The sequence below is a fragment of the Pseudomonas sp. GW823-FHT05G12 genome, from assembly GCF_058795575.1.
The window spans coordinates 1,147,617-1,172,606 of the sequence record NZ_CM179501.1 but is presented as its reverse complement, the minus strand read 5'-3'; the positions used below and the strand labels follow the sequence as shown (position 1 = coordinate 1,172,606).

The 24,990-nt window shown below is 61.9% G+C and carries 27 protein-coding genes; 12 read left to right on the top strand and 15 right to left on the bottom strand.

The genetic code is table 11. From position 1 onward, the window contains the following. The first annotated feature begins 283 nt into the window (after positions 1–283). The 5 genes from AC3RCM_RS05380 to rlmF all read left to right on the top strand — a co-directional run bounded on the left by AC3RCM_RS05380 (position 284) and on the right by rlmF (position 6,785). Positions 284–1,777 (top strand): leucyl aminopeptidase, encoded by a 1,494-nt coding sequence (locus AC3RCM_RS05380; protein ID WP_064493188.1) that lies wholly within the window; start codon positions 284–286, stop codon positions 1,775–1,777. Between the two features lie 50 nt (positions 1,778–1,827). Beyond that, positions 1,828–2,256, top strand: coding sequence for a DNA polymerase III subunit chi (locus tag AC3RCM_RS05375; protein WP_010952168.1), 429 nt, complete (start codon positions 1,828–1,830; stop codon positions 2,254–2,256). Between the two features lie 5 nt (positions 2,257–2,261). Then, positions 2,262–2,627 (top strand): hypothetical protein, encoded by a 366-nt coding sequence (locus AC3RCM_RS05370; RefSeq protein WP_003255102.1) that lies wholly within the window; start codon positions 2,262–2,264, stop codon positions 2,625–2,627. A 179-nt stretch (positions 2,628–2,806) separates the two neighbouring features. Next, a complete protein-coding gene (locus AC3RCM_RS05365) occupies positions 2,807–5,653 on the top strand; it encodes a valine--tRNA ligase (RefSeq protein ID WP_003255103.1) in 2,847 nt (948 codons plus the stop codon). 178 nt (positions 5,654–5,831) lie between these two features. Beyond that, positions 5,832–6,785 (top strand): 23S rRNA (adenine(1618)-N(6))-methyltransferase RlmF, encoded by a 954-nt coding sequence (gene rlmF / locus AC3RCM_RS05360; RefSeq protein WP_010952165.1) that lies wholly within the window; start codon positions 5,832–5,834, stop codon positions 6,783–6,785. Between the two features lie 47 nt (positions 6,786–6,832). On the opposite strand, the gene AC3RCM_RS05355 is transcribed toward rlmF, so the two are convergent. Next, positions 6,833–7,114 carry an HU family DNA-binding protein gene (locus AC3RCM_RS05355; protein WP_003255106.1) on the bottom strand — a complete coding sequence of 94 codons (282 nt, stop codon included), beginning with the start codon at positions 7,112–7,114 and terminating at the stop codon, positions 6,833–6,835. Between the two features lie 369 nt (positions 7,115–7,483). Between AC3RCM_RS05355 and yejK the strand changes: the two genes are divergently transcribed. Next, positions 7,484–8,491, top strand: a complete 1,008-nt coding sequence (gene yejK / locus AC3RCM_RS05350; protein ID WP_010952163.1) for a nucleoid-associated protein YejK — start codon at positions 7,484–7,486, stop codon at positions 8,489–8,491. On the opposite strand, the gene AC3RCM_RS05345 is transcribed toward yejK, so the two are convergent. The 4 genes from AC3RCM_RS05345 to AC3RCM_RS05330 all read right to left on the bottom strand — a co-directional run bounded on the left by AC3RCM_RS05345 (position 8,439) and on the right by AC3RCM_RS05330 (position 11,303). Then, the gene (locus AC3RCM_RS05345; RefSeq protein ID WP_064493187.1) at positions 8,439–8,780 is read right to left on the bottom strand and encodes a GIY-YIG nuclease family protein; all 342 of its coding nucleotides are present in this window, start codon (positions 8,778–8,780) and stop codon (positions 8,439–8,441) included. The genes yejK and AC3RCM_RS05345 overlap by 53 nt on opposite strands. Further along, on the bottom strand, positions 8,773–9,249 hold the full coding sequence (locus AC3RCM_RS05340; RefSeq protein WP_104886638.1) for a nuclear transport factor 2 family protein: 477 nt from the start codon (positions 9,247–9,249) through the stop codon (positions 8,773–8,775). The genes AC3RCM_RS05345 and AC3RCM_RS05340 overlap by 8 nt, the downstream gene beginning before the upstream one ends. Before the next feature lie 109 nt (positions 9,250–9,358). Further along, positions 9,359–10,639, bottom strand: a complete 1,281-nt coding sequence (locus tag AC3RCM_RS05335) for a CynX/NimT family MFS transporter (protein WP_064493186.1) — start codon at positions 10,637–10,639, stop codon at positions 9,359–9,361. 13 nt (positions 10,640–10,652) lie between these two features. After that, entirely contained in the window at positions 10,653–11,303 is a 651-nt protein-coding gene (locus AC3RCM_RS05330; protein ID WP_010952159.1) for a FadR/GntR family transcriptional regulator, read from the bottom strand. A gap of 139 nt (positions 11,304–11,442) precedes the next feature. Here AC3RCM_RS05330 and AC3RCM_RS05325 point away from each other — a divergent pair, with 139 nt between their 5' ends. Continuing rightward, positions 11,443–12,627 carry an alkaline phosphatase family protein gene (locus tag AC3RCM_RS05325; RefSeq protein WP_064493185.1) on the top strand — a complete coding sequence of 395 codons (1,185 nt, stop codon included), beginning with the start codon at positions 11,443–11,445 and terminating at the stop codon, positions 12,625–12,627. 529 nt (positions 12,628–13,156) lie between these two features. Here the strand turns inward: AC3RCM_RS05325 and hisC are convergent. The 10 genes from hisC to AC3RCM_RS05275 form a co-directional block, all read right to left on the bottom strand. Further along, positions 13,157–14,203, bottom strand: a complete 1,047-nt coding sequence (gene hisC / locus AC3RCM_RS05320) for a histidinol-phosphate transaminase (RefSeq protein WP_104886639.1) — start codon at positions 14,201–14,203, stop codon at positions 13,157–13,159. A gap of 2 nt (positions 14,204–14,205) precedes the next feature. Further along, a complete protein-coding gene (gene hisD / locus AC3RCM_RS05315; RefSeq protein ID WP_064492416.1) occupies positions 14,206–15,531 on the bottom strand; it encodes a histidinol dehydrogenase in 1,326 nt (441 codons plus the stop codon). 286 nt (positions 15,532–15,817) lie between these two features. Then, positions 15,818–16,453, bottom strand: a complete 636-nt coding sequence (gene hisG, locus AC3RCM_RS05310; protein ID WP_003255118.1) for an ATP phosphoribosyltransferase — start codon at positions 16,451–16,453, stop codon at positions 15,818–15,820. Between the two features lie 91 nt (positions 16,454–16,544). After that, positions 16,545–17,810, bottom strand: coding sequence for a UDP-N-acetylglucosamine 1-carboxyvinyltransferase (gene murA, locus AC3RCM_RS05305; RefSeq protein WP_003255119.1), 1,266 nt, complete (start codon positions 17,808–17,810; stop codon positions 16,545–16,547). Between the two features lie 23 nt (positions 17,811–17,833). Further along, the gene (locus AC3RCM_RS05300) at positions 17,834–18,073 is read right to left on the bottom strand and encodes a BolA family protein (RefSeq protein WP_003255121.1); all 240 of its coding nucleotides are present in this window, start codon (positions 18,071–18,073) and stop codon (positions 17,834–17,836) included. Positions 18,074–18,190: 117 nt separating this feature from the next. Continuing rightward, positions 18,191–18,493: an STAS domain-containing protein gene (locus AC3RCM_RS05295; protein ID WP_003255122.1), complete on the bottom strand. Its 303-nt coding sequence runs from the start codon at positions 18,491–18,493 to the stop codon at positions 18,191–18,193. Further along, positions 18,490–19,137 (bottom strand): MlaC/ttg2D family ABC transporter substrate-binding protein, encoded by a 648-nt coding sequence (locus AC3RCM_RS05290; RefSeq protein WP_003255123.1) that lies wholly within the window; start codon positions 19,135–19,137, stop codon positions 18,490–18,492. Before AC3RCM_RS05290 ends, AC3RCM_RS05295 begins: the two co-directional genes overlap by 4 nt. A gap of 9 nt (positions 19,138–19,146) precedes the next feature. Further along, positions 19,147–19,632 carry an outer membrane lipid asymmetry maintenance protein MlaD gene (mlaD, locus tag AC3RCM_RS05285; RefSeq protein ID WP_014755441.1) on the bottom strand — a complete coding sequence of 162 codons (486 nt, stop codon included), beginning with the start codon at positions 19,630–19,632 and terminating at the stop codon, positions 19,147–19,149. Continuing rightward, positions 19,632–20,429, bottom strand: coding sequence for a lipid asymmetry maintenance ABC transporter permease subunit MlaE (gene mlaE, locus AC3RCM_RS05280; protein WP_003255125.1), 798 nt, complete (start codon positions 20,427–20,429; stop codon positions 19,632–19,634). Before mlaE ends, mlaD begins: the two co-directional genes overlap by 1 nt. Then, positions 20,429–21,238: an ATP-binding cassette domain-containing protein gene (locus AC3RCM_RS05275; RefSeq protein ID WP_003255127.1), complete on the bottom strand. Its 810-nt coding sequence runs from the start codon at positions 21,236–21,238 to the stop codon at positions 20,429–20,431. Before AC3RCM_RS05275 ends, mlaE begins: the two co-directional genes overlap by 1 nt. A 248-nt stretch (positions 21,239–21,486) precedes the next feature. On the opposite strand from AC3RCM_RS05275, the gene AC3RCM_RS05270 reads away from it, so the two are divergent. The 5 genes from AC3RCM_RS05270 to lptB are packed head-to-tail and all read left to right on the top strand — an operon-like array spanning position 21,487 to position 24,816. Next, a complete protein-coding gene (locus tag AC3RCM_RS05270) occupies positions 21,487–22,461 on the top strand; it encodes a KpsF/GutQ family sugar-phosphate isomerase (protein WP_274145385.1) in 975 nt (324 codons plus the stop codon). A 12-nt stretch (positions 22,462–22,473) separates the two neighbouring features. Then, on the top strand, positions 22,474–22,998 hold the full coding sequence (locus AC3RCM_RS05265; protein ID WP_020192841.1) for a KdsC family phosphatase: 525 nt from the start codon (positions 22,474–22,476) through the stop codon (positions 22,996–22,998). Positions 22,999–23,006: 8 nt separating this feature from the next. Continuing rightward, positions 23,007–23,579: an LPS export ABC transporter periplasmic protein LptC gene (gene lptC, locus AC3RCM_RS05260; protein WP_019438078.1), complete on the top strand. Its 573-nt coding sequence runs from the start codon at positions 23,007–23,009 to the stop codon at positions 23,577–23,579. Beyond that, positions 23,566–24,090 carry a lipopolysaccharide transport periplasmic protein LptA gene (gene lptA / locus AC3RCM_RS05255; RefSeq protein ID WP_003255131.1) on the top strand — a complete coding sequence of 175 codons (525 nt, stop codon included), beginning with the start codon at positions 23,566–23,568 and terminating at the stop codon, positions 24,088–24,090. The genes lptC and lptA overlap by 14 nt, the downstream gene beginning before the upstream one ends. Further along, positions 24,091–24,816: an LPS export ABC transporter ATP-binding protein gene (lptB, locus tag AC3RCM_RS05250; RefSeq protein WP_003255132.1), complete on the top strand. Its 726-nt coding sequence runs from the start codon at positions 24,091–24,093 to the stop codon at positions 24,814–24,816. Positions 24,817–24,990: the final 174 nt, after the last annotated feature.

Sequence of the window (24,990 nt, the reverse complement as noted above, 5' to 3'; positions counted from 1 at the left end):
GTCAGGGCGGACTGCCATGCAATGGCGCCAAACAATGACTTAGTACATCCAAGACCAATGCCGGTTCGCCAAAGGCGAACCTCCATGTAAAGTGCGCGCATTATCCTGTGATTGACCGCCCCTGTCACTTGGCCGCGTACGAAGGCGCACATCGGGGTTGTCAGCACGCTTGCCACAGGCTCAAACTGGCAGCTTTTCCGCTGGTGCGCGACGACGCGGCCAGGCCCGTCCAGAGCGCTGGAACACACAGCGCCATACGTATCGATCATTCGGGGATCCTGACATGGAACTGGTTGTAAAAAGCGTAGCTGCTGCATCCGTAAAAACCGCCACACTGGTCCTTCCGGTAGGTGAAAACCGCAAGCTCGGCGCTGTTGCCCAGGCTGTCGACCAGGCCTGCGAAGGCGCCATCAGCGCCGTGCTCAAGCGCGGCGACCTGGCCGGCAAGCCGGGCCAGACCCTGCTGCTACAGAACCTTCCGGGCCTGAAGGCCGAGCGCGTGCTGCTGGTGGGCAGCGGCAAGGAAGAAGCCCTGGGCGACCGCGCCTGGCGCAAACTGGTGGCCAGTGTCGCTGGCGTGCTCAAGGGCCTGAACGGCGCTGACGCAGTACTGGCCCTGGACGATATCGCGGTCAGCAACCGCGACGCCCATTACGGCAAGTACCGCCTGCTGGCCGAAACCCTGCTGGACGGCGAATATGTGTTCGACCGTTTCAAGAGCCAGAAAGCAGAGCCGCGCGCGCTGAAAAAGGTCACCCTGCTGGCCGACAAAGCCGGCCAGGCCGAAGTCGAGCGTGCGATCAAGCATGCCAGCGCCATCGCCAGCGGCATGGCCTTCACCCGCGACCTCGGCAACCTGCCGCCCAACCTTTGCCACCCAAGCTACCTGGCCGAACAGGCCAAGGAGCTGGGCAAGGCGCACAAGGCCCTCAAGGTTGAAGTGCTGGACGAGAAAAAGATCAAGGACCTGGGCATGGGCGCGTTCTACGCCGTGGGCCAGGGCAGCGACCAGCCGCCACGCCTGATCGTGCTCAATTACCAGGGCGGCAAAAAGGCCGACAAGCCATTCGTGCTGGTGGGTAAAGGCATTACCTTCGACACCGGCGGCATCAGCCTCAAGCCAGGCGCCGGCATGGATGAAATGAAGTACGACATGTGCGGCGCCGCCAGCGTGTTCGGCACCCTGCGTGCAGTGCTCGAGCTGCAACTGCCGATCAACCTGGTGTGCCTGCTGGCCTGCGCCGAGAACATGCCAAGCGGCGGTGCCACCCGCCCAGGTGACATCGTCACCACCATGAGCGGCCAGACCGTGGAAATCCTCAACACCGACGCTGAAGGCCGTCTGGTGCTGTGCGACACCCTGACCTACGCCGAGCGCTTCAAGCCGCAGGCGGTCATCGACATCGCCACCCTGACCGGCGCCTGCATCGTCGCCCTGGGCAGCCACACCTCCGGCCTGATGGGCAATAACGACGACCTGGTCGGGCAGTTGCTCGATGCCGGCAAGCGCGCCGACGACCGTGCCTGGCAGTTGCCGCTGTTCGAGGAATACCAGGAGCAACTGGACAGCCCGTTCGCCGACATGGGCAACATCGGTGGGCCGAAGGCCGGTACGATCACCGCGGGTTGCTTCCTGTCGCGCTTCGCAAAAGCCTACAACTGGGCGCACATGGACATTGCCGGTACCGCCTGGGTCAGTGGCGGCAAGGACAAAGGCGCCACTGGCCGCCCGGTACCTCTGCTGACCCAGTACCTGCTGGACCGCGCTGGCGCCTGAAGCCGTGAAGCCGGTGGTGCCTTGCGCGCCACCGGCCGGCGATTCCCACCATGAGCAAAGTCGACTTCTACATTCTGCCCACCGACTCGCTGTCGGCGCGGCTCGATTTCGCCTGCAAGCTGTGCGAGAAGGCCTGGCGCCTCGGCCACCGGGTCTATCTGCACTGCCAGGATGCCGAACAGCGCAGTGAACTGGACCAACGCCTGTGGCGCTTCAAGGGCGAGGCCTTCGTGCCCCACGACCTCGCCGAGGTGCATGCCGATGCTGACGTGGTTCTGGGCCTGGCTGACAACGCCGGCGAGCACCACGGTCTGCTGATCAACCTCGGCGCCAGCGTGCCGGGCTTTGTCGGGCAGTTCGAGCGGGTGGCCGAAATCGTTGTTGAAGAGCCGGCTATCCGCCAATCAGCCCGTGAGCGATTCCGTTTCTACCGCGAACAGGGCTATGCTCTGCAAGACCACCGCTTACAGCGACTTTGACGACGATGGACAAGCCCTCCCCTTTGCCCGATTCCGCCCATCTGCTCGATGACCTCGAGTCGATCCGTCAGCTGCTTGGCGACGCCGACCTGCAACCGCCACTGCTCACCGAGACGGTAGAGCAGATTCCGTTGCTGCTGGACGAAGCCGCCAGCGACCCCGCGGCGCCCGCCGAACCGGTAGCTGCCGAACCCGAGGACGACCCGCAGACCCGCCGCCAGGACACCCTGCTGCACCTGGAAAGCGAGCTGCGCGCCGCAGCGCAGATGATCATGCAGGACGTGATCAACGACTTTACCCCGCATATCGAGAACGAAATCAAGCGCCGGCTGGATGCGCGGATCGAGCGGCTGATCAAGCGTTCCGAGTAGAACCGGCAACGGTGTCGCCTGCTTCGCGGGCGCGCCCGCTCCCACAGGTTCGAAGCCTGCGCTTTGCCCGCGACGCAGGCGACACTGTTCCGACAGTTGTCAGCAGCTTGTCGCCTGCGGCCCCCAGCTTGGTTATACTTCCCGGCTTTCCCGAATAAATGCACAGGGTCCCGCCGCGCATGGATAAGACCTACCAGCCGCACGCAATCGAAACTTCCTGGTACAACACCTGGGAGTCCGAGAACTATTTCGCTCCACAAGGTGCAGGCGAGTCCTACACCATCATGATCCCGCCGCCGAACGTAACCGGCAGCCTGCACATGGGCCACGGGTTCAACAACGCGATCATGGACGCCCTGATCCGTTTCCGCCGCATGCAAGGCCGCGACACCCTGTGGCAGCCAGGCACCGATCACGCGGGTATCGCCACGCAGATGCTGGTCGAGCGCCAACTTGAAGCCAAAGGCCAGAACCGTCATGACCTGGGCCGCGAAAAGTTCCTGGAAAAAGTCTGGGAATGGAAGGATCAGTCCGGTGGCAACATCAGCCGCCAGATTCGCCGCCTGGGCTCGTCGGTTGACTGGAGCCGCGAGCGCTTCACCATGGACGACGGCCTCTCCGAAGCGGTAAAAGAAGCGTTCGTGCGCCTGCATGAAGACGGCCTTATCTACCGCGGCAAGCGCCTGGTCAACTGGGATACCAAGCTGCACACAGCCATCTCCGACCTCGAAGTGGAAAACCACGACGAGAAAGGCCACCTGTGGAACCTGCGCTACCCGCTGGCCGACGGTGCCAAGACCGCCGAAGGCCAGGACTACCTGGTAGTTGCCACCACGCGTCCGGAAACCCTGCTGGGTGACGCTGCCGTGGCCGTCAACCCGAACGACGAACGCTATCAGGCACTGATCGGCAAATTCGTCGAACTGCCGTTGGTCGGCCGCCGCATCCCGATCATCGCCGATGACTACTGCGACCCCGAGTTCGGTACCGGTTGCGTGAAGATCACCCCGGCCCACGACTTCAACGACTATGAAGTCGGCAAGCGTCACAACCTGCCGCTGCTGAACATCTTCGACAAGAACGCCTTCGTGCTGGCCAGCGCCCAGGCCTTCAACCTCGACGGCAGCGTTAACGAGCAGGTCGACACCCAGCTGCCGGCCCAGTACGCCAACCTTGACCGCTTTGTCGCGCGCAAGCAGATCGTCGCCGACCTGGACGCCCAGGGCCTGCTGGTCAGCATCGACGACCACGCCCTGAAAGTGCCGAAAGGCGACCGCTCCGGCACGGTCATCGAGCCGTGGCTGACCGACCAGTGGTACGTTTCCACCAAGCCGCTGGCAGAGCCTGCCATCGCCGCCGTGGAAGATGGCCGCATCCAGTTCGTGCCCAAGCAATACGAGAACATGTACTTCTCCTGGATGCGCGATATCCAGGACTGGTGCATCAGCCGCCAACTGTGGTGGGGCCATCGCATTCCTGCGTGGTACGACGAGGCCGGCCAGGTCTACGTTGGCCGCAACGAGGAAGAAGTGCGCGCCAAGCACAAGCTGGGCGCCGACGTGGTCCTGCGTCAGGATGACGACGTACTCGACACCTGGTTCAGCTCGGGCCTGTGGACATTCTCCACCCTGGGCTGGCCGGAACAGACCGAATTCCTCAAGAAGTTCCACTCCACCGACGTGCTGGTGACTGGCTTCGACATCATCTTCTTCTGGGTTGCGCGCATGATCATGCTGACCATGCACCTGATCAAGAACGAAGACGGCACCCCGCAGGTACCGTTCAAGACCGTGTACGTGCACGGCCTGGTACGTGACGGCCAGGGCCAGAAGATGTCCAAGTCCAAGGGCAACGTGCTGGACCCGCTGGACATCGTCGACGGCATCACCCTCGACGCCCTGCTGGAAAAACGCACCAGCGGCATGATGCAGCCCAAGCTTGCCGAGAAAATCGCCAAGCAGACCAAGGCCGAGTTCCCCGAAGGTATTGCCAGCTACGGCACCGACGCCCTGCGCTTCACCTTCTGCTCGCTGGCCTCGACAGGCCGCGACATCAAGTTCGACATGGGCCGCGTCGAAGGCTACCGCAACTTCTGCAACAAGATCTGGAACGCTGCCCGCTACGTGCTGGACAAGGGCGAAGACTGCGGCCAGAACGGCGAAGCCTACGAGCTGTCGCTGGCCGACCGCTGGATCATCTCGCAGCTTCAGCGTACCGAAGCCGAAGTAACCCGCCAGCTGGAGCAGTTCCGCTTCGACCTGGCCAGCCAGGCGCTGTACGAGTTCATCTGGAACCAGTACTGCGACTGGTACCTGGAGCTGTCCAAACCGGTACTGTGGGACGAAAACGCCCCGGTAGAGCGCGCCCGCGGCACCCGCCGCACCCTGGTGCGCGTACTGGAAGTGGCACTGCGTCTTGCGCATCCGTTCATGCCGTTCATCACCGAAGAAATCTGGCAGCGCATCGCGCCGCTGGCCGGCATCGACGGCAAGACCATCATGCTGCAGCCATGGCCAGTGGCCAACGAAGCGCGCATTGACGCCGCTGCCGAAGGCGACATCGAGTGGCTGAAAGAGTTGATGGTCGGCCTGCGTAATATCCGCGCCGAAATGAACATCGGCCCCGGCAAGCCGCTGCCGCTGTTCCTGAAGAACGCCAACGCCGACGACCAGCGCCGCCTGCAGGAAAACGAAGCGCTGCTGAAGAAGCTGGCCAAGGTCGAGTCGTTCACCGTACTGGGTGATGCCGACGAAGCGCCGCTGTCCGCTACCGCCCTGGTCGGTGACCTGCAAGTGCTGGTGCCAATGGCCGGGCTGATCGACAAGGATGCCGAGCTGGCGCGCCTGAACAAGGAAATCCAGCGTCTGCAAGGTGAAGTGCAACGTGTTGGCGGCAAGCTGTCCAACGCAGCCTTCGTCGACAAGGCCCCGCCTGCGGTGATCGAGAAGGAACGCGCCAAGCTGGCCGAGTCCGAACAGGCCCTGGCCAACTTCACCGAGCAGCATGCGCGGATTGCAGCGCTGTAATCACTAGAGAGACCGTTGGGGCCGCTGCACGGCCCTTTCGCGACACAAGGCCGCTCCCACAGGACGGCGCCAACCTTCAAGGCGCCACCACCCTGTGGGAGCGGCCTTGTGTCGCGAAAGGGCTGCGTAGCAGCCCCAGGGTCTTCAAGCCACCGCTCGTATAGGGCTGGACACTGCCATGACCCCGAACAAACCCACCCTGCACCCGCGCAACCGCCACCAGGGTCGCTACGACTTCCCCAGCCTGATCAAGGCCCACCCTGATCTGGCCCGTTTCACCATCACCAACCCCCACGGCAAGCCCAGCATCGACTTTGCCAACCCCGAAGCCGTCCGCGTGTTCAACCGTGCACTGCTCAAGGCCCAGTACGGCATCCAGCACTGGGACATCCCAGCCGATTACCTGTGCCCGCCCATTCCTGGCCGTGCCGACTACATCCATGTAGCCGCCGATCTGTTGGCCGATGACAATGCCGGCGACGTCCCAAGGGGCGCGCAAGTGCGCGCGCTGGACATCGGCGTGGGGGCCAACTGCATCTATCCACTGCTGGGCTACAGTGACTACCGCTGGCGCTTCCTCGGCTCGGACATCGACCCGGTGGCGCTGGCCTCGGCCAAGGCTATCGTCCAGGCCAATGGCCTGGGCAAAGCCATTACCCTGCGCCAGCAGGCCAACCGAGCGCACATCCTCAGCGGCCTGCTGCAGGAGGGCGAACGCTTCGACCTGACCCTGTGCAACCCGCCCTTCCATGCCTCACGCGACGAAGCCACCCGCGGCAGCCAGCGCAAATGGAAGAACCTCGGCAAACAGGATCCCAAACGCAAGCTGCCCGTGCTGAACTTCGGTGGCCAGAACAATGAACTGTGGTGCGAGGGTGGCGAAATCCGCTTTGTCACCCAGCTGATCGGCGAAAGCGTACAGTACGCCGAACGGGTACTTTGGTTCACCAGCCTGGTGTCCAAGGCCAGCAACCTGCCGGGCATCGAGGCCGCGTTGAAGAAGTCCGGCGCCAAGGCCGTACGCATCATTGAGATGGGCCAGGGGCAGAAACAGAGCCGCATGGTCGCCTGGAGCTTCCTTGACGACGCCGCACGCCAAGCCTGGCACGCCCAGCGTAAATCACAGGCATGAAAAAACCGCGCCCGGGCAAGCCGGGCGCGGTTTCGTCAAAGCAACAATTACTTGTTGATGGCGTCGGTCAGCACTTTGGCTGGAACGAACTTGACGACTTTCTTGGCAGCGATTTCGATAGCAGCGCCAGTCGAAGGGTTGCGGCCGGTACGGGCAGGACGCTCGGAGACTTTCAGCTTGCCGATGCCTGGCAGAGTGATTTCAGCGCCGTTTTCCAGTTGGTCAGCAACGATCTGGCCCAGTTGCTCCAGAGCGTTCTTGGCGGTGGCTTTTGGCGCGGCGATCGATTCGGCGATGTCGGCAATCAGTTGGTCTTTGGTCAATGCCATGGTGGTGTTCCTTCCCTATCAAATTCGATGGTTAAGCAGCGGACTACGACGTTATCGGGCCAGCCCCTTGAAATGGAGGGCCGCGCCAATTGCGTATGTAGATACGAAAATCGGCGTTTGGTTCGACACGACGAAAGCTTGCTGCCAGCAATGCGCACACGAGGGGCGCAAGACCGCGCAAAACTACCACATGAATGGATAAATATCCGCTTCGCACTTTGATTAAATGCAGGTTTTTCGGGGGTTTCAGCTGAAAACACAGAAAATTGAACAAAAAACGAACAACCGACATATCTGCCAACATACGGCCACTGCATCACCTCAGGTCTAGGTTAAACTTGGCAACTTTTGCAGCTCGCCGAGAATTCCATGCCAATCCGTCATTGCATCGTTCACCTGATCGACAAAAAGCCCGATGGCAGCCCCGCCGTACTGCATGCTCGCGACTCCGAACTGGCTGCCTCCGATGCCATCGAAAACCTCCTGGCCGACCTCAATGACAGCTACAACGCCAAGCAAGGCAAGGCCTGGGGCTTTTTCCACGGCGAATCGGGCGCCTACCCGCTGAGCGGCTGGCTGAAGCAGTACCTGGATGAAGAAAAAGACTTCACCGCCTTCAGCCGCGTGGCTGTCGAGCATCTGCAGAAGCTGATGGAAGAGTCCAACCTGTCCACCGGCGGCCACATCCTGTTTGCCCACTATCAGCAAGGCATGACCGAGTACCTGGCGATCGCCCTGCTGCACCATAGCGAAGGCGTGGCGGTGAATGCCCAGCTCGACGTGACCCCTTCCCGTCACCTCGACCTTGGCCAGCTGCACCTGGCAGCACGCATCAACCTGTCGGAGTGGAAGAACAACCAGAACTCCAGGCAGTATATTTCGTTCATCAAGGGCAAGAACGGCAAGAAGGTGTCGGATTACTTCCGCGACTTCATCGGCTGCCAGGAAGGCGTCGACGGCCCGGGCGAAACCCGCACCCTGCTCAAGGCCTTCAGCGATTTCGTCGAAAGCGAAGACCTGCCGGAAGAATCCGCCCGCGAAAAGACCCAGACCCTGGTCGAGTACGCCACCACCCAGACCAAGCTGGGCGAGCCGGTGACGCTCGAAGAGCTGTCCAGCCTGATCGACGAGGACCGCCCCAAAGCGTTCTACGACCACATCCGCAACAAGGACTACGGCCTGTCGCCGGAAATTCCTGCTGACAAACGCACCCTCAACCAGTTCCGCCGTTTCACCGGGCGTGCCGAGGGGCTGTCGATCAGCTTCGAGGCACATCTGCTGGGGGACAAGGTGGAGTATGACGAAGCGGCGGGGACCTTGATCATCAAGGGGCTGCCGACAACCTTGGTGGATCAGCTGAAGCGGCGCAAGGACTGATTTCGCCCAAGCCGCCAAAGGAGGCCACCAGTGCCTCCTTCGCCGACTTGCGCAGCCGTTTCACCAACCGCTCCTGGCGCAGGGCCGCGCTCTTGTCCGGCCACTGCTCCACATACACCAGCGCCTGGGCCGGGCTGGTCTTGAAATAGCGGGCGCCCTGCCCTTTCTGATGCGCGGCGAACCGACGCTGCGGGTCATCGCTGATGCCGCAATACAACGAGCCATTGGCAGCCCTTACCAGATAGACAAACCAGGGCTTACCAACGGCAGGTTCGACGACTTCACTCACCCTGGGCCTGCTGGAATGCGCGCAACCCCTTGAATGCCTGCAGGCGGACCTTGTTCTGCATCAGCGGCGACCACCCCAGCAGCATTCCAGGAACACCCAACGCTTGCCGCGACCAGCGCCACAGGTCAAAGGTGTCGTCATGCTGGCAAATCAGCCCATCACGAATGACAAAGCGTGCCTGGATATCGTTGACCACAACACGGCCGGTCTGGCTGAACAGGTAGGTAGCCACCCAGTGCGCGCTGCCACTGTGCTCATCTGCGCGTATGCTGTCGAATGTCAGGGTGAAGTTCTTGGCGCGGGTGGTGAGCATCCGCCACATATCGCCTGCGTCCTTGCCGCGCAGGGTGCCGAACACCGGGTCGCTGAAAACGATATCGTTGTTGTAGCAGGCCAGCATGGCGTCGGCATCCAGGCGCTGGAAAGCCTGGTAGAAACGGGTGATCAGGGCGCGGTTGGCATCGCTCATTGGGGGCTGGTCCGTCCTAGGTTCGAAAACTGCACGATAATCTGCCCCGGTGGCTTATGCCAGTCCCGCCCTCTTGGCAGGCACGAGGACGGGACTGCTAAAACAGGCCTCAGACTTTTTCGCAGGTCACCTGCACATGCAGCGCCCGCCCGGCACCCAGCCCGAACACCACGGCGCCAACGCCCAGCACCGCAAAAATCCAACCCAGTGCCGTCCAGCCGCCGGTCAGGTCATGCACCAGCCCTACCGCAAAAGGCCCCATCGAGGCCAGGGTATAACCCACCCCTTGGGCCATGCTCGACAAGTTCGCCGCAACGTGGGCGTCCTTCGAGCGCAGCACGATCAAGGTCAGCGCCAGGGCAAAGGTACCGCCCTGCCCCAGGCCCAGCACAATGGCCCACCCCCACAGTCCGGAAAGTGGCGCATACAGGCAACCGAACAGCCCCGCCAGCGTGCCCGACATGACCACCACGATTGCCAGCCGCTGGTCCTTGCCGCGGGTGGCCAACCAGGGGGCACTGAGCGAACTGATCAACTGCACGATTACCGACCCTGACAGCACCAACCCTGCCTCGGTCGGGGTGAGGCCGCGGCCGATCAGGATCGATGGCAACCAACCGAACACGATGTAAGCCAGTGATGACTGCAGGCCCATATACAGGGTCACCTGCCAGGCCAGTGGGTCACGCCACAAGCCTCGCACGCGATAGGCCACCTTGTGCAGGCCATGCCCCTGACGGGCCTGTGGCAGCCACACCAGCATGGCCAGCAAAGCCGGCAGCACCCAGAAGCCCAACCCCAGTGCCCAGCTGCCGTCGAAATGCTGGGCCAAAGGTACGGTGGCACCTGCGGCCATGGCCGCGCCCAGGCATAACGCCATGGTGTATACACCGGTCAGCGTGCCAGCGTGCTGTGGAAAGTCGCGCTTGACGATACCGGGTAACAATACGCCGATAATGCCGATGCTGGCCCCCGCCATCAGGCTGCCGAGGAACACCCCGATTGCCCCAAAGGTACTTCGTACCACAAGGCCAAGTGCCAGAGTGAGGAGGATGCCAAGAATCACCCGCTCGCTGCCAAAGCGCCGCGCCAGCAACGGCGCCAAGGGAGCAAACAGGCCCAGGCAGAGCACCGGCAAGGTGGTCAGCAAGCCAGCCTGTGAAGCATTCAGCCCCAAGCCTTCAGATACTTGGCCCAGCACCGGCGCCATGCTCGACAATGCCGGGCGCAGGTTCAAGGCCACCAGCACCAGGCCCAGCAGCAACAGCCAGGGCCGCCGCAACACCACAGCCTGCTGCTGGACCTGTTCGTCGTCCGCTTCAGCGTCGATCAGCAGCTCATCGAGATCCCGCTCGTTCGACGGGGAATTACGGGTGATGGATTCAGCCATGGCCTTCTCGGTGTCAGGATTCAATGAGGATACGGGTCAGGCGCTTGGCCCGTTCAGCGTCACGTTGCTCGATGGCGTCGAGGATCTGTCCATGCAAGTCGAACGTGGCCTGGCAGCGCGGAACGGTGGCCATATTGTGTTGCAGCGCGGCAGCCACGACCCCGGAAAAGTAACGGTACAGCTCGCTTAATGCCGGGTTGTGGGCGGCATCGACCAGCCGCTGGTGGAACACCAGGTCGCAGGCCACATAGGCATCGACATCGCCGTGAAAATGCCCGGCACTGCCTTCCAGGGCATCCCGTAGCGCTTGCAGGTCGGCATCGGTACGGCGCAAGGCCGCCAGCCCGACGGCCTCCGCCTCGAGAATATGGCGGGTTTCACGGGCCTGCTCGGGCGTACACCGGGACATCGCGTGCACCGCCTGCAGCGGGTCCTGGGCAGTGCGCAGGTAGCTGCCGTCGCCCTGGCGAATTTCCACCAGGCCACTGAACGCCAGCACGCGCATGGCCTCACGCACGGTGTTGCGGCTGATGCCCAGCTGCAAGGCAAGCTCTGGCTCGGTAGGCAGGCGCTGACCGACCTGCCAATCGCCCAGCACGATGCATTCGCGCATGCGCTCTACCGCCAACTCCACCAGGGAGCGCTTGGTCAGCTCTGTATTCATGCCACTCAACCAATCATCCGACGAATTGATGCAGCTTACTGGATTGCAGGCAAAGAGGTAAACCACCTGGTATTTCTGCCAGTTGTGGGCATGCCACTTTGTTGCAACGCTCGTTGCGTGCTTTCAAGGATGCGACCCCATGCGACTGGCAAGTTTGCTGTTATTGCTGTTCCTGGCCCTGCAGCCGGGCTGTGACCCGGCCCGGCACCCGAGCCGCCCTAAAACCTTGCTCATCGGCCTTGACGGCGTGCAATTGCAGCAGTACCTGCAACTGGGCGATGCGACCAACCTGAAACAGCGGCTGCACTACGGCAAGGCTTACGCCGGGGGGATCAATGGTAAAGCCAGCGAGCAACCCACCTTGAGTGGCCCAGGCTGGATCACTTTGCTGACCGGCGTGTGGAGCAACAAGCATGGCGTTGAATCGGACGACGACTCGCAACGGGTAAACCCGGCGTTTCCTAGCCTGTTCAAGCGGCTACGCCTGGCCTACCCCAATGCCTATCTCTCCAGCATCGTCAACTGGTCGACCATCAACACGGCATTTCTGCTGGAGGACGCCCATGGCGCCGATGTACGCGAAAGTGGTCTGCCAGATGAACAAGTGATTGAACGAACGTTGCAGATCCTCGGCGACACACCCGCTGATTTCACGTTCATTCAACTGGACGAACCTGACCAGATTGGCCATCACAGGGGTTATGGTGAGCGCTATGCGCAGGCGTTGCGCAAGGCCGACAGCGAGATCGGGCGGCTGTTGGACAAGGTAGACCAGCGGCGTCGCATGTTCCCACAGGAAGACTGGCTGGTACTCGTCAGTACCAACCATGGCCGGGACTATTGGGGCAAAGGCCATGGCGGCGCTTCGGAGCAGGAAAAGAGCATCTTCATCGCCAGCAACAAACCGTTGAATCAGGAACTGACCGAGCTGAGCATTCCTGTGGAAATGCCTGGGCCCGGCGGTCTGTACGGGCTTCCCGCGCAGACCTCGGTAGCGCCCACGGTGCTGCGCCACATGGGCCTCAAGCTGCAGCCGCAATGGCTATTGGACGGCACGCCTTTACTGGGTGATACCGGCGTGCGCAAGGCGCGGGCCGATGAAAACAAAGGACGGCTACGCTGGAACAGTAACGCCAAGGGTTATCTGACCATTATCAAGAACGGCCATGTGGTTGCCCAGGTTGCGGCCAGAGACGAGCAATGGACCGATCCGGAGGGGATGGACAAGCAGAACGATTATGCACTGGTACTGGATGGTACACCGGCGGCAGTGCGCAACAGGCCGGCAGCCAAGCCGTTTGTAATCGAAGACCGCCGCTATTAATCCCTTGGGAAGCAACAGCTCTGTCGTACCTCAAGTGCCCGCCCCCCCGTAGGAGCGGGCTCACCCGCGAAAGGGCCGGACCTGCTGGCCAATTACCACCCGCCATTCACCGTTGCCGCCGCTACCGTATTCGCGGGTAAACCCGCTCCTACATTGGACGCGCACAGGCTGTTGTAGGAGCGGGTTCACCCGCGAAAGGGCCGGCCCTGCTGGCCAATTTCACCAGCCGTTCACCGTTGCCGCCGCTACCGTATTCGCGGGTAAACCCGCTCCTACATTGGACGCGCACAGGCTGTTGTAGGAGCGGGTTCACCCGCGAAAGGGCCGGGCCTGCTGGCCAATTTCCACCGACCGTTCGCCGCTGCCGCCGCTATCGTATTCGCGGGTAAACCCGCTCCTACGATGGACGCGCACAGGCTGTTGTAGGAGCGGGTTCACCCGCGAATGGGCCGGGCCTGCTGGCCAATTTCCACCGACCGTTCGCCGCTGCCGCCGCTACCGTATTCGCGGGTAAACCCGCTCCTACACGTCAGCTCAACGCATCCAGCAGTGCCTGGTTCATTTCCGGCGTGCCGATGGTAATCCGCAGGAACTGGGCAATACGCGGCTGCTTGAAGTGACGCACGATCACGCCCTGCTCGCGCAAGCGTGCCGCCAGCTCGCCGGCATCCTGCTGCGGGTGGCGGGCGAAGATGAAGTTGGCAGCCGACGGCAGCACCTCAAAGCCCTTGGCCTGCAGCTGACCGACCAACACCTCGCGGCTGTCTATCACCTTGCGGCAGGTTTCCTCGAAGTACTCACGGTCTTCGAACGCCACCGCCGCGCCGACGATAGCTGCACGGTCCAGTGGATAGGAGTTGAAGCTGTTCTTGATCCGCTCCAACGCCTCGATCAGGTCCGGATGCCCCACCGCCAGGCCAACTCGCAGCCCCGCCAGCGAGCGCGACTTCGACAGCGTCTGGGTAACCAGCAGGTTATCGTAGCGGTCCACCAGGCTGATCGCCGTTTCACCACCGAAATCGATGTAGGCCTCATCCACCACCACCACCGAATCACGGTTGGCCTGCAGCAACTCCTCCACCACCTGCAACGGCATCAGGCAACCCGTCGGCGCGTTGGGGTTGGGGAAGATGATGCCAGCGTTGGGCTTTTTGTAGTCCTCAATGCGGATCTGGAACTGCTCATCCAGCGCCACCTGTTCGAAGGCAATGCCGTACAGGCCACAGTAGACCGGGTAGAAGCTGTAGCTGATGTCCGGGAACAGCAGCGGCGCATCGTGCTGGAACAGGCCGTAGAAGATGTGCGCCAGCACCTCGTCCGAGCCGTTGCCGACAAACACCTGCGCCGGGGTCACGCCGTAGTACTCGGCCACCGCTTGCTTGAGACGGTCACCGTTCGGGTCCGGGTACAGGCGCAGGTTATCGTTCAGCTCGCCGCGCATGGCCTCCAGCGCCTTGGGCGACGGGCCATAGGGGTTTTCGTTGGTGTTCAGCTTGACCAGGCGGGCCAGCTTGGGTTGCTCGCCCGGCACGTAAGGCACCAGGTCCTTGACGAAGGGGCTCCAGAATCGACTCATGCTCAGTTCCCCTTCTCTTGGGTCAAAATACGGTATTCAGCGCTGCGGGCGTGGGCGGTCAGCGACTCGCCACGGGCCAGGACCGAGGCAGTGTGGCCCAGTTCGGACGCGCCCTGTTCGGAGCAGAAGATGATCGACGAACGCTTCTGGAAGTCATACACCCCCAGCGGCGACGAAAAACGCGCGGTACCTGAAGTGGGCAGCACGTGGTTAGGGCCAGCGCAGTAATCGCCCAGCGCTTCGCTGGTGTGGCGGCCCATGAAGATCGCGCCAGCGTGACGAATGTGTGGCAGCCAGGCTTGCGGGTCGGCCACCGACAGCTCCAGGTGCTCCGGTGCAATGCGGTTGGCCACTTCCATGGCCTGCTGCATGTCACGTACCTGGATCAGCGCACCACGGCCATTGATCGACTTCTCGATGATATCGGCACGTTCCATGGTCGGCATCAGCTTGTCGATGCTGGCAGCCACGCGATCGAGGAAAGCAGCATCCGGGCTGACCAGGATGGCCTGGGCGTCTTCGTCGTGCTCGGCCTGGGAGAACAGGTCCATGGCGATCCAGTCCGGGTCGGTCTGGCCGTCACACACCACGAGAATTTCCGAGGGGCCGGCGATCATGTCAATGCCTACCTGGCCGAACACGTGACGCTTGGCGGTGGCAACGTAGATGTTGCCCGGGCCGACGATCTTGTCCACCTGCGGCACGCTTTCAGTCCCGTAGGCCAGCGCAGCCACGGCCTGAGCGCCACCGACGGTGAACACCCGGTCGACACCAGCGATGCAGGCAGCCGCCAGCACCAGCTCGTTGACCTCACCCCGCGGGGTCGGCACCACCATCACCACTTCAGCCACGCCGGCAACCTTGGCCGGGATGGCGTTCATCAGCACCGACGACGGGTACGACGCCTTGCCGCCCGGCACATACAGGCCAGCACGGTCCAGCGGGGTGACCTTCTGGCCGAGCACGGTGCCGTCGGCCTCGGTGTACTGCCAGGAATCCTGCTTCTGCCGCTCGTGATAAATGCGCACACGGTTGGCGGCCTTTTCCAGGGCCTCGCGCTGGACCGGGGTAATACGGGTCAGCGCCAGTTCCAGGCGCGCGCGATTGAGGATCAGGTCGTCAATCGACTTGGCGTCAACACCATCGAAACGCTGGGTGAATTCCACCAGCGCCGCATCACCGCGTTCACGCACGGCCTTGATGATGTCGAGCACGCGCTGATTGACCGCGTCATCGGACACACTTTCCCAGCTCAGCAGATGATCCAGATGTCGGGCGAAATCCGGATCAGCGGCGTTGAGACGGGCAATTGCAGTGGACACGGTCATGGCGAGGGCCTCGTAATATTAGCGAATGCTCAGGCGCCCTAGGGGATTGTGCGAAAAGTGCCTGCGCGACGATCATGCTACGTTAAAAACAGGCTCGGAATGCTCATTTGCAACCAGCAAAGTCGGGCGCGACCCCGGCCGTTCCTCGCCTGTTTTCGTTCTTGCATGATCGCCGCTCGGCGACTTTTCGCACAATCCCAAGCTACCAGTCCATCCGCGCGGGCACCCGAGAAAAATGGCTATGACGCGGATAGACGGGCGCGACAGCGAAGGTCGCGCGCAGGAGTCAACCGCGGTGTCGCGATTCGACCGCTTGACGCAGCGTGTCGATCAGGCTCTGGATACGGGCGTGCTGCATTTTCATGGAGGCTTTGTTGACCACCAGGCGCGAGCTGATCGTGGCGATCAGTTCCTGGGGCTCCAGGCCGTTGGCACGCAGGGTGTTGCCGGTGTCGACCACGTCGATGATCTTGTCGGCAAGGTTGATCAGCGGCGCCAGCTCCATCGAGCCATACAGCTTGATGATGTCGACCTGGCGACCTTGTTCGGCATAGTAACGCTTGGCTACGTTGACGAACTTGGTTGCCACACGCAGGCGGCCCTTGGGCTCGGCTGCGCCGACTACGCCCGCGGTCATCAGCTTGCATTGGGCAATCTGCAGGTCCAGGGGCTCATACAGGCCCTGGCCGCCGTACTCCATCAGCACGTCCTTGCCGGCCACACCCAGGTCGGCAGCGCCATGCTCGACATAGGTCGGCACGTCGGTGGCACGCACGATCAGCAGGCGTACATCGTCCTGCGTGGTGGGGATGATCAGTTTGCGGCTCTTGTCCGGGTTTTCGGTCGGCACGATGCCGGCCTCGGCGAGCAACGGCAAGGTATCGTCGAGAATACGGCCTTTGGAAAGCGCGATGGTCAACATTGGAACGTCGGTCCTTAAGCGGCTGCTGCCGGCCAGGTCATCGACCTGGCCGCATTCAATTCAAAAGGTGCGTCCTTGCACCCGCGGGGTACTAGCCCGGTACGCGGCGGATTTTCGCGCCGAGCATCTGCAGTTTTTCCTCGATGCACTCGTAACCACGGTCGATGTGGTAGATGCGATCGATCAGGGTATCGCCTTCGGCAACCAGCGCCGACAGCACCAGGCTGGCGGAAGCACGGAGGTCGGTGGCCATGACCGGGGCACCCTTCAGCGCCTTGACGCCAGTGACGATGGCGGTGTTGCCTTCGACCTGGATCTGCGCGCCCATGCGGTGCATTTCGTAAACATGCATGAAGCGGTTTTCGAAGATGGTCTCGATTACCGCGCCAGTGCCTTCGGCAATGGCGTTCAGCGAGATGAACTGCGCCTGCATGTCGGTCGGGAACGCCGGATACGGGGCAGTACGCAGGTTCACGGCTTTCGGCCGCTTGCCATGCATGTCCAGCTCGATCCAGTCCTCGCCGGTGTTGATGTCGGCACCCGCTTCCTTGAGTTTTTCAAGCACGGCTTCAAGGATGGTAGGGTCGGTGTCCTTGACCTTGACGCGGCCACCGGTCACGGCAGCGGCAACCAGGTAGGTACCGGTCTCGATGCGGTCCGGCATGACGCGGTAGTTGGCCGAATCCAGTCGTTCGACACCATCGATGGTGATGGTGTCGGTACCTGCGCCCTGAATGTTCCCGCCCATGGCGTTGATGAAGTTGGCCAGATCGACCACTTCAGGCTCACGCGCGGCGTTCTGCAACACGCTGCGGCCCTTGGCCAAGGCAGCGGCCATCATGATGTTCTCGGTACCGGTCACGCTGACGGTGTCGAAGAAGAAGTGCGCGCCACGCAGGCCACCTTCAGGCGCCTTGGCCTTGATGTAGCCGCCTTCCACTTCGATCTTCGCCCCCATGGCCTCAAGGCCACGGATGTGCAGATCGACCGGGCGCGAGCCAATGGCGCAACCGCCAGGCAGGGCCACTTCGGCTTCGCCGAAACGGGCAACCATCGGGCCCAGCACCAGGATCGAGGCGCGCATGGTCTTGACCAGCTCGTACGGCGCGACCAGGGTCTTGATGGTGCGTGGATCGATCTCCACCGACAGCTTTTCGTCGATCACAGGCTCGATGCCCATGCGCCCGAACAGTTCGATCATGGTGGTGATGTCGTGCAGGTGCGGCAGGTTGCCCACGGTGACCGGGCCATCGGCCAGCAGGGTCGCTGCCAGAATCGGCAGGGCTGCGTTCTTCGCGCCCGAAATGCGGATCTCGCCGTCAAGGCGAGCGCCGCCAGTAATAATCAGTTTGTCCATTGGAGTCTCGCCGCCAAGTTGGCTCAGGTGCGCTCAGCCCAGGCTGCGCTGCTGAAAAATTTCATGGTTACCGCATGGATGCTGCCATTGGCGATCCACGGATTCAGGTGAGCATAGATCGCCTGCTGGCGTTTGACCGGACTCAGGCCAGCCAACTCGTCGCTGATCACGTTCAACTGGAAGTTGCAGCCTTCGCCTTCAACTTCGACCCGGGAACCCGGCAATTTCTCTTCAAGGAAGCTTTTAACTTCTACGGCCTGCATGCTCAACCTCAATCGGCGCCCGATGCGCACGGGTCGGCCATCATACAAAAAAGCCCCTCGCCTGCGAAGCCCAACGAAGGCTTCGCTGACCGAGGGGCCATCATCCGTGCCGGGCCACTAGCTTGCCAGCACTTCATCGAGATCATAGACCTCGGCAATTTCCCGCATGTCGTCAGGCATGCCACGCACTTCGCACGCCTTGCCAGTGGCCTGAGCATCACGCATGTACGCAAGCAATAACGACAAGCCGACACTCGACGACTTCTCGACAGCCGAGCAATCAAGCACCAGTCGCGGCTCGCGCGAGCCATCGATCAGCACCTTGCCTTGCTTGCGCAAGGCCGGGCCGCTGCGGTAATCCAGCACGCCAGCCAGACGCAGCACGCCCGGCTCTGCCATGCTTACAGCGGCCTCGCTCATTTGACGGTCTTCTCTGGCGAGTTGTCGGCAGCCTGCTTGGCCTTGGCCACTTCGCCAGCCCAGCCGTCGATCGTCTTGTCCAGGTCATTGCCGTTGCGCTGCATGGCATCGGCGAACTGGTCACGGAACAGCTTGCCGATGTTGATGCCGTTGACGATCACGTTACGCACCTTCCACTCGCCGCCAATGTTCTCCAGGGTGTACTGCACGGGGTACACGGCACCGTTGTTGCCGGTAACCTTCATGCCGACACTGGCGCGCTTGCCGTCATCGGCTTTAGCCGGGTCGACAGTGATGCCCTGGTTGTTGTACTCGAGCAAGGCATTGCCATAGAACTGCATCAGGCTGCGCTTGAAGTTTTCCTGGAAGCGCTGCATCTGCTCCGGGGTCGCCTTGCGCGAGTACTTCACGGTCATGATGCTACGCGAGATACCGTCGGCATCCACCACCGGGCCGAGAATGCGGTTGAGCGAGTCATAGAAGGCGTTGGGGTTGGACTTGTACTGTTCCTTGTTGGCCTTGAGGTCGCCGAGCAGTTCATTGGTGGTGCTTTGAACCACTTCGTGCGGTGTCTGCACAGCCAGGGCCAGCAGGGGGAAGGCCGCCAGCAGCACCAGCAAGCCACGTCGCAGGATCGAAATCATGGGTACTCCTTAATTAGCCGGTTGCGCTTCTTTCGGTTCCTTGCCAACAGAGTTGAGCAGGAACTTGCCAATCAGATCCTCCAGCACCAGTGCCGACTGAGTGTCATGGATGGTTGCACCATCCTTGAGAACGTCGTCTTCACCGCCAACGCTGATGCCGATGTACTTCTCACCAAGCAAACCGGCGGTCAGGATCGAGGCAGTGGAGTCGGTCGGCAGGTTATCGACCGACTTGTCCAGCTGCAACGTCACCCGACCGGTGTAGGAATCACGGTCCAGATCGATGGCGGTGACCTTGCCGATGGTCACACCGGCCATGGTCACTTTAGCTCTGACCGTCAAACCGGCGATATTGTCGAAGTACGCATAAACTTTATAGGTATCGCTGCTCGGGCTGGCCGACAGCCCGCTGACACGCAGGGCCAGCAGCAGCAGCGCCAGGATCCCGGCCAGGAGGAACAGGCCGACACCGATTTCCAGGGTGCGGTTTTGCATCAGAAATCTCCAAACATCAAGGCGGTCAGAATAAAGTCCAGACCCAGCACTGCCAACGAGGCATAGACCACGGTCTTGGTGGTTGCACGACTGATCCCTTCTGAGGTGGGCTCACAGTCGTACCCCTGGAATACGGCGATCCAGGTCGAGACGAAAGCAAACACCAGGCTCTTGACCAGCCCGTTGAGCACGTCGTCAGTGAAAGAAACACTGTTCTGCATGTTGGCCCAGAACGAGCCCTCGTAGACACCCAGCCAGTCCACCGCTACCCACGAGCCACCCCAGATACCGACCACGCTGAAGATCAGCGCCAACAGCGGCAGCGAGATGAAACCGGCCCACAGGCGTGGCGCAACGATGTACTTGAGCGGGTCGACACCGATCATTTCCAGGCTCGACAACTGCTCGGTAGACTTCATGTTGCCGATTTCGGCGGTCAGCGCGGAACCGGCACGCCCGGCGAACAGCAACGCCGTTACCACCGGGCCAAGTTCACGCAGCAGGGTCAGGGCGACCATCTGCCCTACCGCCTGCTCCGAGCCGTACTTGGTCAGGATGCTGTAGCCCTGCAGCGCCAGCACCATGCCGATGAACACACCGGACACGACGACGATCGCCAGCGACAGCACACCCACCGAGTACAACTGCTTGGTCAGCAACTGGAAGCCGCCGCCAATACCACCGCGACCGACCAGCGCATGGAACAGGAACAGGCACGAACGCCCGAGCACGGCCAGCACGTCGATTGCCGAGCGGCCCAGCAGGCGGACACGTTCGAGTAAGGATTTTCTGCGCATCAACGCGCCCCCAGCAGGTCGGCGCGGTAGTCAGGCGCGGGAAAGTGGAAGGGAACCGGGCCATCCGGGTCGCCTTTCATGAATTGGCGGATCCGTGGATTGTCCGAACCCATCAGCTCATCAGGCGTCCCCTGGCCCAGCACCTGGCCGTCACCTACAACGTAGATGTAGTCGGCGATGCTGGCGGTTTCTGCCAGGTCATGGGAAACCACGATGCTGGTGATGCCCAGGGCATCGTTGAGCAGGCGAATCAGGCGCACCAGTACCCCCATGGCGATCGGGTCCTGGCCGACGAACGGTTCGTCGTACATGAGGATCTGCGGGTCCAGGGCAATCGCCCGGGCCAGCGCCACACGGCGCTTCATGCCACCGGACAGCTCGTCGGGCATCAGGTCGATGGCACCGCGCAGGCCCACGGCCTGCAGCTTCATCAACACGATGTCACGGATCATTTCGTCCGACAGCTGAGTATGCACGCGCAGCGGGAACGCGACGTTCTCGAACACATCGAGGTCGGTGAACAACGCGCCGCTCTGGAACAGCACGCCCATCTGCTTGCGGGCGTCGAACAGGTCGCTGCGCGACAGCGTCGGCAGGTTCTGCCCGGCAACCCATACCTCACCGCTCGCGGGGCGCAACTGTGCGCCCATCAGGCGGAGCAACGTGGTCTTGCCGCACCCCGATGGCCCCATGATGCCGGTGACCTTGCCGCGCGGGATGCTGATGTCCACGTTGCTGAAAATGCTGCGCGAACCACGTTTGAAGGTTACTCCCTTCAACTCGACCGCGTAGGCGCTATCCACACTCATCTAGACTCCTTGCTAATGCAGCCTCGTCCTAATGGACGCCGGCCTCCATCTGGAAGGCACACGCACCCCTGACAGGCCGAATAGCGGCGAACTATAGCACCGCTGACAGCCCCGCCCCAAGGCCGGACAAGCAGTCGTTCAGCCCCGGGACAGGCTTTGGTGGTATTCACTGCAACAATCGAGGAGGTGAGGGTTTTCATCATTGCGCGTATAATCGTTGCCCTTTCATCAGGCATTGCTTTTTCGACATGAGCCAATCCAGCGAGCTGATCCAATCCGCCCAACGCACTCTGCGCCTGGAACTCGAGGCCGTAGAGGGCCTTTTGGCGCGCATCGACGACAATTTCGTCAAAGCCTGCGAACTGATTCTGGCCAGCAAGGGCCGGGTCGTCGTGGTCGGCATGGGCAAGTCCGGGCACATCGGCAACAAGATCGCCGCGACCCTGGCCAGCACCGGCACACCGGCGTTTTTCGTGCATCCGGCCGAAGCCAGCCATGGCGACATGGGCATGATCACCCGTGATGATGTCATCCTTGCGCTGTCGAACTCCGGCAGCACCGCCGAAATTGTCACCCTGCTGCCGTTCATCAAGCGCCTTGGCATCAAGCTGATCAGCCTGACCGGCAACCCGGACTCGCCGCTGGCCCAGGCCGCCGAGGTCAACCTTGACGCACGTGTCGAACAAGAGGCCTGCCCGCTGAACCTGGCACCCACCTCCTCCACCACGGCAGCGCTGGTACTGGGCGACGCCTTGGCCATCGCCTTGCTCGAAGCCCGCGGTTTCACCGCCGAGGACTTTGCCTTCTCGCACCCTGGAGGCGCGCTGGGCCGCCGCCTGCTGCTGAAGGTCGAGAACGTGATGCACGCCGGCGACGACCTGCCTCAAGTACCACGCGGCACCCTGCTCAAGGACGCGCTGCTGGAAATGTCCCACAAAGGTTTGGGCATGACCGTGATCGTCGAAGCCGATGGCAAACTGGCCGGGATCTTCACCGACGGTGACCTGCGCCGCAGCCTGGACCGCAATATCGATGTGCACACCACCCTGATCGACCAGGTCATGACCGTTCATGGCAAGACTGCGCGTGCCGACATGCTCGCCGCCGAAGCCCTGAAGATAATGGAAGACCACAAGATCAACGCCCTGGTGGTGGTGGACCGTGAAGACCGCCCGACCGGCGCCCTGAACATGCATGACCTGCTGCGCGCCGGCGTAATGTAAAGGAGCGATGGAATGAACCAGGACCTCATGCAACGCGGCAAAGGCATCAAGCTGGCAGTGTTCGACGTGGACGGCGTGCTCACCGACGGCCGCCTGTACTTCCTCGAGGATGGCAGCGAATTCAAGACGTTCAATACCCTCGACGGCCAGGGCATCAAGATGCTCATGGCCTCGGGCGTGACCACCGCGATCATCAGCGGGCGCAAGACCCCCGTGGTCGAACGCCGGGCCAGGAACCTCGGTATCCCGCACCTCTACCAAGGCCGGGAGGACAAATTGGTGGTGCTTGACGGCCTGCTCGCCGAACTGGGCCTAAGCTATGATCAAGTGGCTTACCTGGGCGACGACCTGCCCGACCTGCCGGTGATTCGCCGGGTGGCTCTGGGCATGGCCGTAGCCAACGCCGCACCGTTCGTACGCCAGCACGCCCACGGCGTGACCCAGGCACGTGGCGGCGAAGGCGCGGCCCGTGAATTCTGCGAATTGATCATGCAGGCCCAGGGCACCCTGGACGCTGCCAACGCCAACTACCTGTAAGGCTGCCCATGCTCAGCAAGAAAGCCCGAAACATTGCGCTGCTCGGGGCGATAGCCGCCCTGTTGGTAGCCATTGGCTACTGGAATGTCAGCCCGGAGAGCTTCCTCGACAAGCCCGTGGCCCAGGTCGACGAAAGCGCCATCGATTACTACGCGATCAACGCCCACAGCGTGCAGTTCCTGCCCGACGGCAAGCTGCAATACGAAATGACCGCCGACAGGATCGAACACCTCAAGACCAGCGAAATCACCCAGGTGACCACACCGGACCTGCACCTGTACCGCGGTACCGAGTACCCGTGGCATGTGCAGAGCACGCGCGCCGAGGTCAATCCTGACGGTACCGAGGTCGAACTGATCGACAAGGTGCGGATTGCCCGCACCGATGAAAAGCAGCGTGAAACCATCATCACCAGCTCACGCATGACCGTGTTCCCGCAGAAGCAATATGCGCAGACCGAGCAAGCCGTTAGAATCGACGGCGCCGGAGGCACCACTACGGGCAAAGGCATGAAAGCGTATTTGAAAGAAGGCAAGATGGACTTGCTCTCTAACGTAAGAGGACAGTATGAGGCTCGTTAAAACCCTCCCCCTTTTGCTCAGCCTGAGCGCAGCACTGGGAAGCGCGAGCGCCCTCGCCCTGCCGAACGACCGTGACCAGCCTATCCGCATCCAGGCCGACAACGCTCACCTGGATGACAAGCAAGGCGTGGCCACTTACACCGGCGACGTGATCATCACTCAGGGTTCTATGATGATCAAAGGCAACACCGTGACCATTACCCGCTCCGCCTCTGGCGATATCGACGTAGTGACCTCGGTGGGCAACCTGGCCTACTTCGAGCAGCAGCAGAGCGCAGCCAAGCCGGACAAGATGAAAGGCTGGGGCGTAACCATCCAGTACCAGTCGCAGAAGGACTTGGTCATTCTCACCGACCGCGCCAAGGTCGAGAGCGAAGGCAATACCACCGAAGGCGAAAAGATCGTCTACAACACTCAGACCCAGGTGGCGACCGCCGGCCGTGGCGGCAATGTGACAACACCCCGTCAGCGCATCGACATGGTGATCCAGCCCAAGAAGAAGGCCGAGTAAATGGCAACCCTCAAAGCCCAGCACCTGGCAAAGAGCTACAAGGGGCGGCAGGTAGTACGTGATGTCAGCCTGTCTATCGACAGCGGCCAGATCGTCGGCCTGCTCGGCCCCAACGGCGCCGGCAAGACCACTTGCTTCTACATGATTGTCGGGCTGGTCCAGGCCGAACAGGGCCGCGTACTGATCGACAACCTCGATGTCAGCCACCAGCCCATGCACGGCCGCGCCCGCGCCGGAATCGGCTACCTGCCGCAGGAAGCCTCGATCTTCCGCAAGCTGTCGGTCGCCGACAACATCATGGCCATCCTCGAGACCCGCAAGGACCTCGACCGGGACGGCCGCCGCAAAGAGCTGGAAAGCCTGCTGCAGGAGTTCCACATCAGCCACATCCGGGACAACCTCGGCATGAGCCTGTCCGGTGGTGAACGCCGCCGCGTCGAAATTGCGCGCGCCCTGGCAACCGCACCCAAGTTCATCCTGCTGGACGAACCGTTCGCCGGTGTCGACCCGATTTCGGTCGGCGACATCAAGCAGATCATCCACCACCTCAAGGCCAAAGGTATCGGCGTACTGATTACCGACCACAACGTGCGTGAAACCCTGGATATCTGCGAAACCGCTTATATCGTCAACGATGGCCGACTGATCGCCGAAGGCGACGCTGAAACCATCCTGGCAAACGACCTGGTCAAAGAAGTTTACTTGGGTCACGAGTTCCGCCTCTGACCCGGCACGTGCCTGAAGTACTGGCAAACAGCCCTGAAACTGCGGGTAAAGTTGTTACGGTACTCTAGGCAAACGCTACAATTTAAGGCATAAAACTTGCTTGATCTGGCGCTCCGGCGCCCTCGTGTAGTGGATGGCGCATGCGCGCCGGCGAACAAGGTATTAAGCCCCTGC

Bases quoted from the DNA above. Each gene is read 5' to 3' on its own strand.
- AC3RCM_RS05380 (WP_064493188.1), top strand. From the start codon at position 284: ATGGAACTGGTTGTAAAAAGCGTAGCTGCTGCATCCGTAAAAACCGCC.
- AC3RCM_RS05375 (WP_010952168.1), top strand. From the start codon at position 1,828: ATGAGCAAAGTCGACTTCTACATTCTGCCCACCGACTCGCTGTCGGCG.
- AC3RCM_RS05370 (WP_003255102.1), top strand. From the start codon at position 2,262: ATGGACAAGCCCTCCCCTTTGCCCGATTCCGCCCATCTGCTCGATGAC.
- AC3RCM_RS05365 (WP_003255103.1), top strand. From the start codon at position 2,807: ATGGATAAGACCTACCAGCCGCACGCAATCGAAACTTCCTGGTACAAC.
- rlmF (WP_010952165.1), top strand. From the start codon at position 5,832: ATGACCCCGAACAAACCCACCCTGCACCCGCGCAACCGCCACCAGGGT.
- AC3RCM_RS05355 (WP_003255106.1), bottom strand. From the start codon at position 7,114: ATGGCATTGACCAAAGACCAACTGATTGCCGACATCGCCGAATCGATC.
- yejK (WP_010952163.1), top strand. From the start codon at position 7,484: ATGCCAATCCGTCATTGCATCGTTCACCTGATCGACAAAAAGCCCGAT.
- AC3RCM_RS05340 (WP_104886638.1), bottom strand. From the start codon at position 9,249: ATGAGCGATGCCAACCGCGCCCTGATCACCCGTTTCTACCAGGCTTTC.
- AC3RCM_RS05335 (WP_064493186.1), bottom strand. From the start codon at position 10,639: ATGGCTGAATCCATCACCCGTAATTCCCCGTCGAACGAGCGGGATCTC.
- AC3RCM_RS05330 (WP_010952159.1), bottom strand. From the start codon at position 11,303: ATGAATACAGAGCTGACCAAGCGCTCCCTGGTGGAGTTGGCGGTAGAG.
- AC3RCM_RS05325 (WP_064493185.1), top strand. From the start codon at position 11,443: ATGCGACTGGCAAGTTTGCTGTTATTGCTGTTCCTGGCCCTGCAGCCG.
- hisC (WP_104886639.1), bottom strand. From the start codon at position 14,203: ATGAGTCGATTCTGGAGCCCCTTCGTCAAGGACCTGGTGCCTTACGTG.
- hisD (WP_064492416.1), bottom strand. From the start codon at position 15,531: ATGACCGTGTCCACTGCAATTGCCCGTCTCAACGCCGCTGATCCGGAT.
- hisG (WP_003255118.1), bottom strand. From the start codon at position 16,453: ATGTTGACCATCGCGCTTTCCAAAGGCCGTATTCTCGACGATACCTTG.
- murA (WP_003255119.1), bottom strand. From the start codon at position 17,810: ATGGACAAACTGATTATTACTGGCGGCGCTCGCCTTGACGGCGAGATC.
- AC3RCM_RS05300 (WP_003255121.1), bottom strand. From the start codon at position 18,073: ATGCAGGCCGTAGAAGTTAAAAGCTTCCTTGAAGAGAAATTGCCGGGT.
- AC3RCM_RS05295 (WP_003255122.1), bottom strand. From the start codon at position 18,493: ATGAGCGAGGCCGCTGTAAGCATGGCAGAGCCGGGCGTGCTGCGTCTG.
- AC3RCM_RS05290 (WP_003255123.1), bottom strand. From the start codon at position 19,137: ATGATTTCGATCCTGCGACGTGGCTTGCTGGTGCTGCTGGCGGCCTTC.
- mlaD (WP_014755441.1), bottom strand. From the start codon at position 19,632: ATGCAAAACCGCACCCTGGAAATCGGTGTCGGCCTGTTCCTCCTGGCC.
- mlaE (WP_003255125.1), bottom strand. From the start codon at position 20,429: ATGCGCAGAAAATCCTTACTCGAACGTGTCCGCCTGCTGGGCCGCTCG.
- AC3RCM_RS05275 (WP_003255127.1), bottom strand. From the start codon at position 21,238: ATGAGTGTGGATAGCGCCTACGCGGTCGAGTTGAAGGGAGTAACCTTC.
- AC3RCM_RS05270 (WP_274145385.1), top strand. From the start codon at position 21,487: ATGAGCCAATCCAGCGAGCTGATCCAATCCGCCCAACGCACTCTGCGC.
- AC3RCM_RS05265 (WP_020192841.1), top strand. From the start codon at position 22,474: ATGAACCAGGACCTCATGCAACGCGGCAAAGGCATCAAGCTGGCAGTG.
- lptC (WP_019438078.1), top strand. From the start codon at position 23,007: ATGCTCAGCAAGAAAGCCCGAAACATTGCGCTGCTCGGGGCGATAGCC.
- lptA (WP_003255131.1), top strand. From the start codon at position 23,566: ATGAGGCTCGTTAAAACCCTCCCCCTTTTGCTCAGCCTGAGCGCAGCA.
- lptB (WP_003255132.1), top strand. From the start codon at position 24,091: ATGGCAACCCTCAAAGCCCAGCACCTGGCAAAGAGCTACAAGGGGCGG.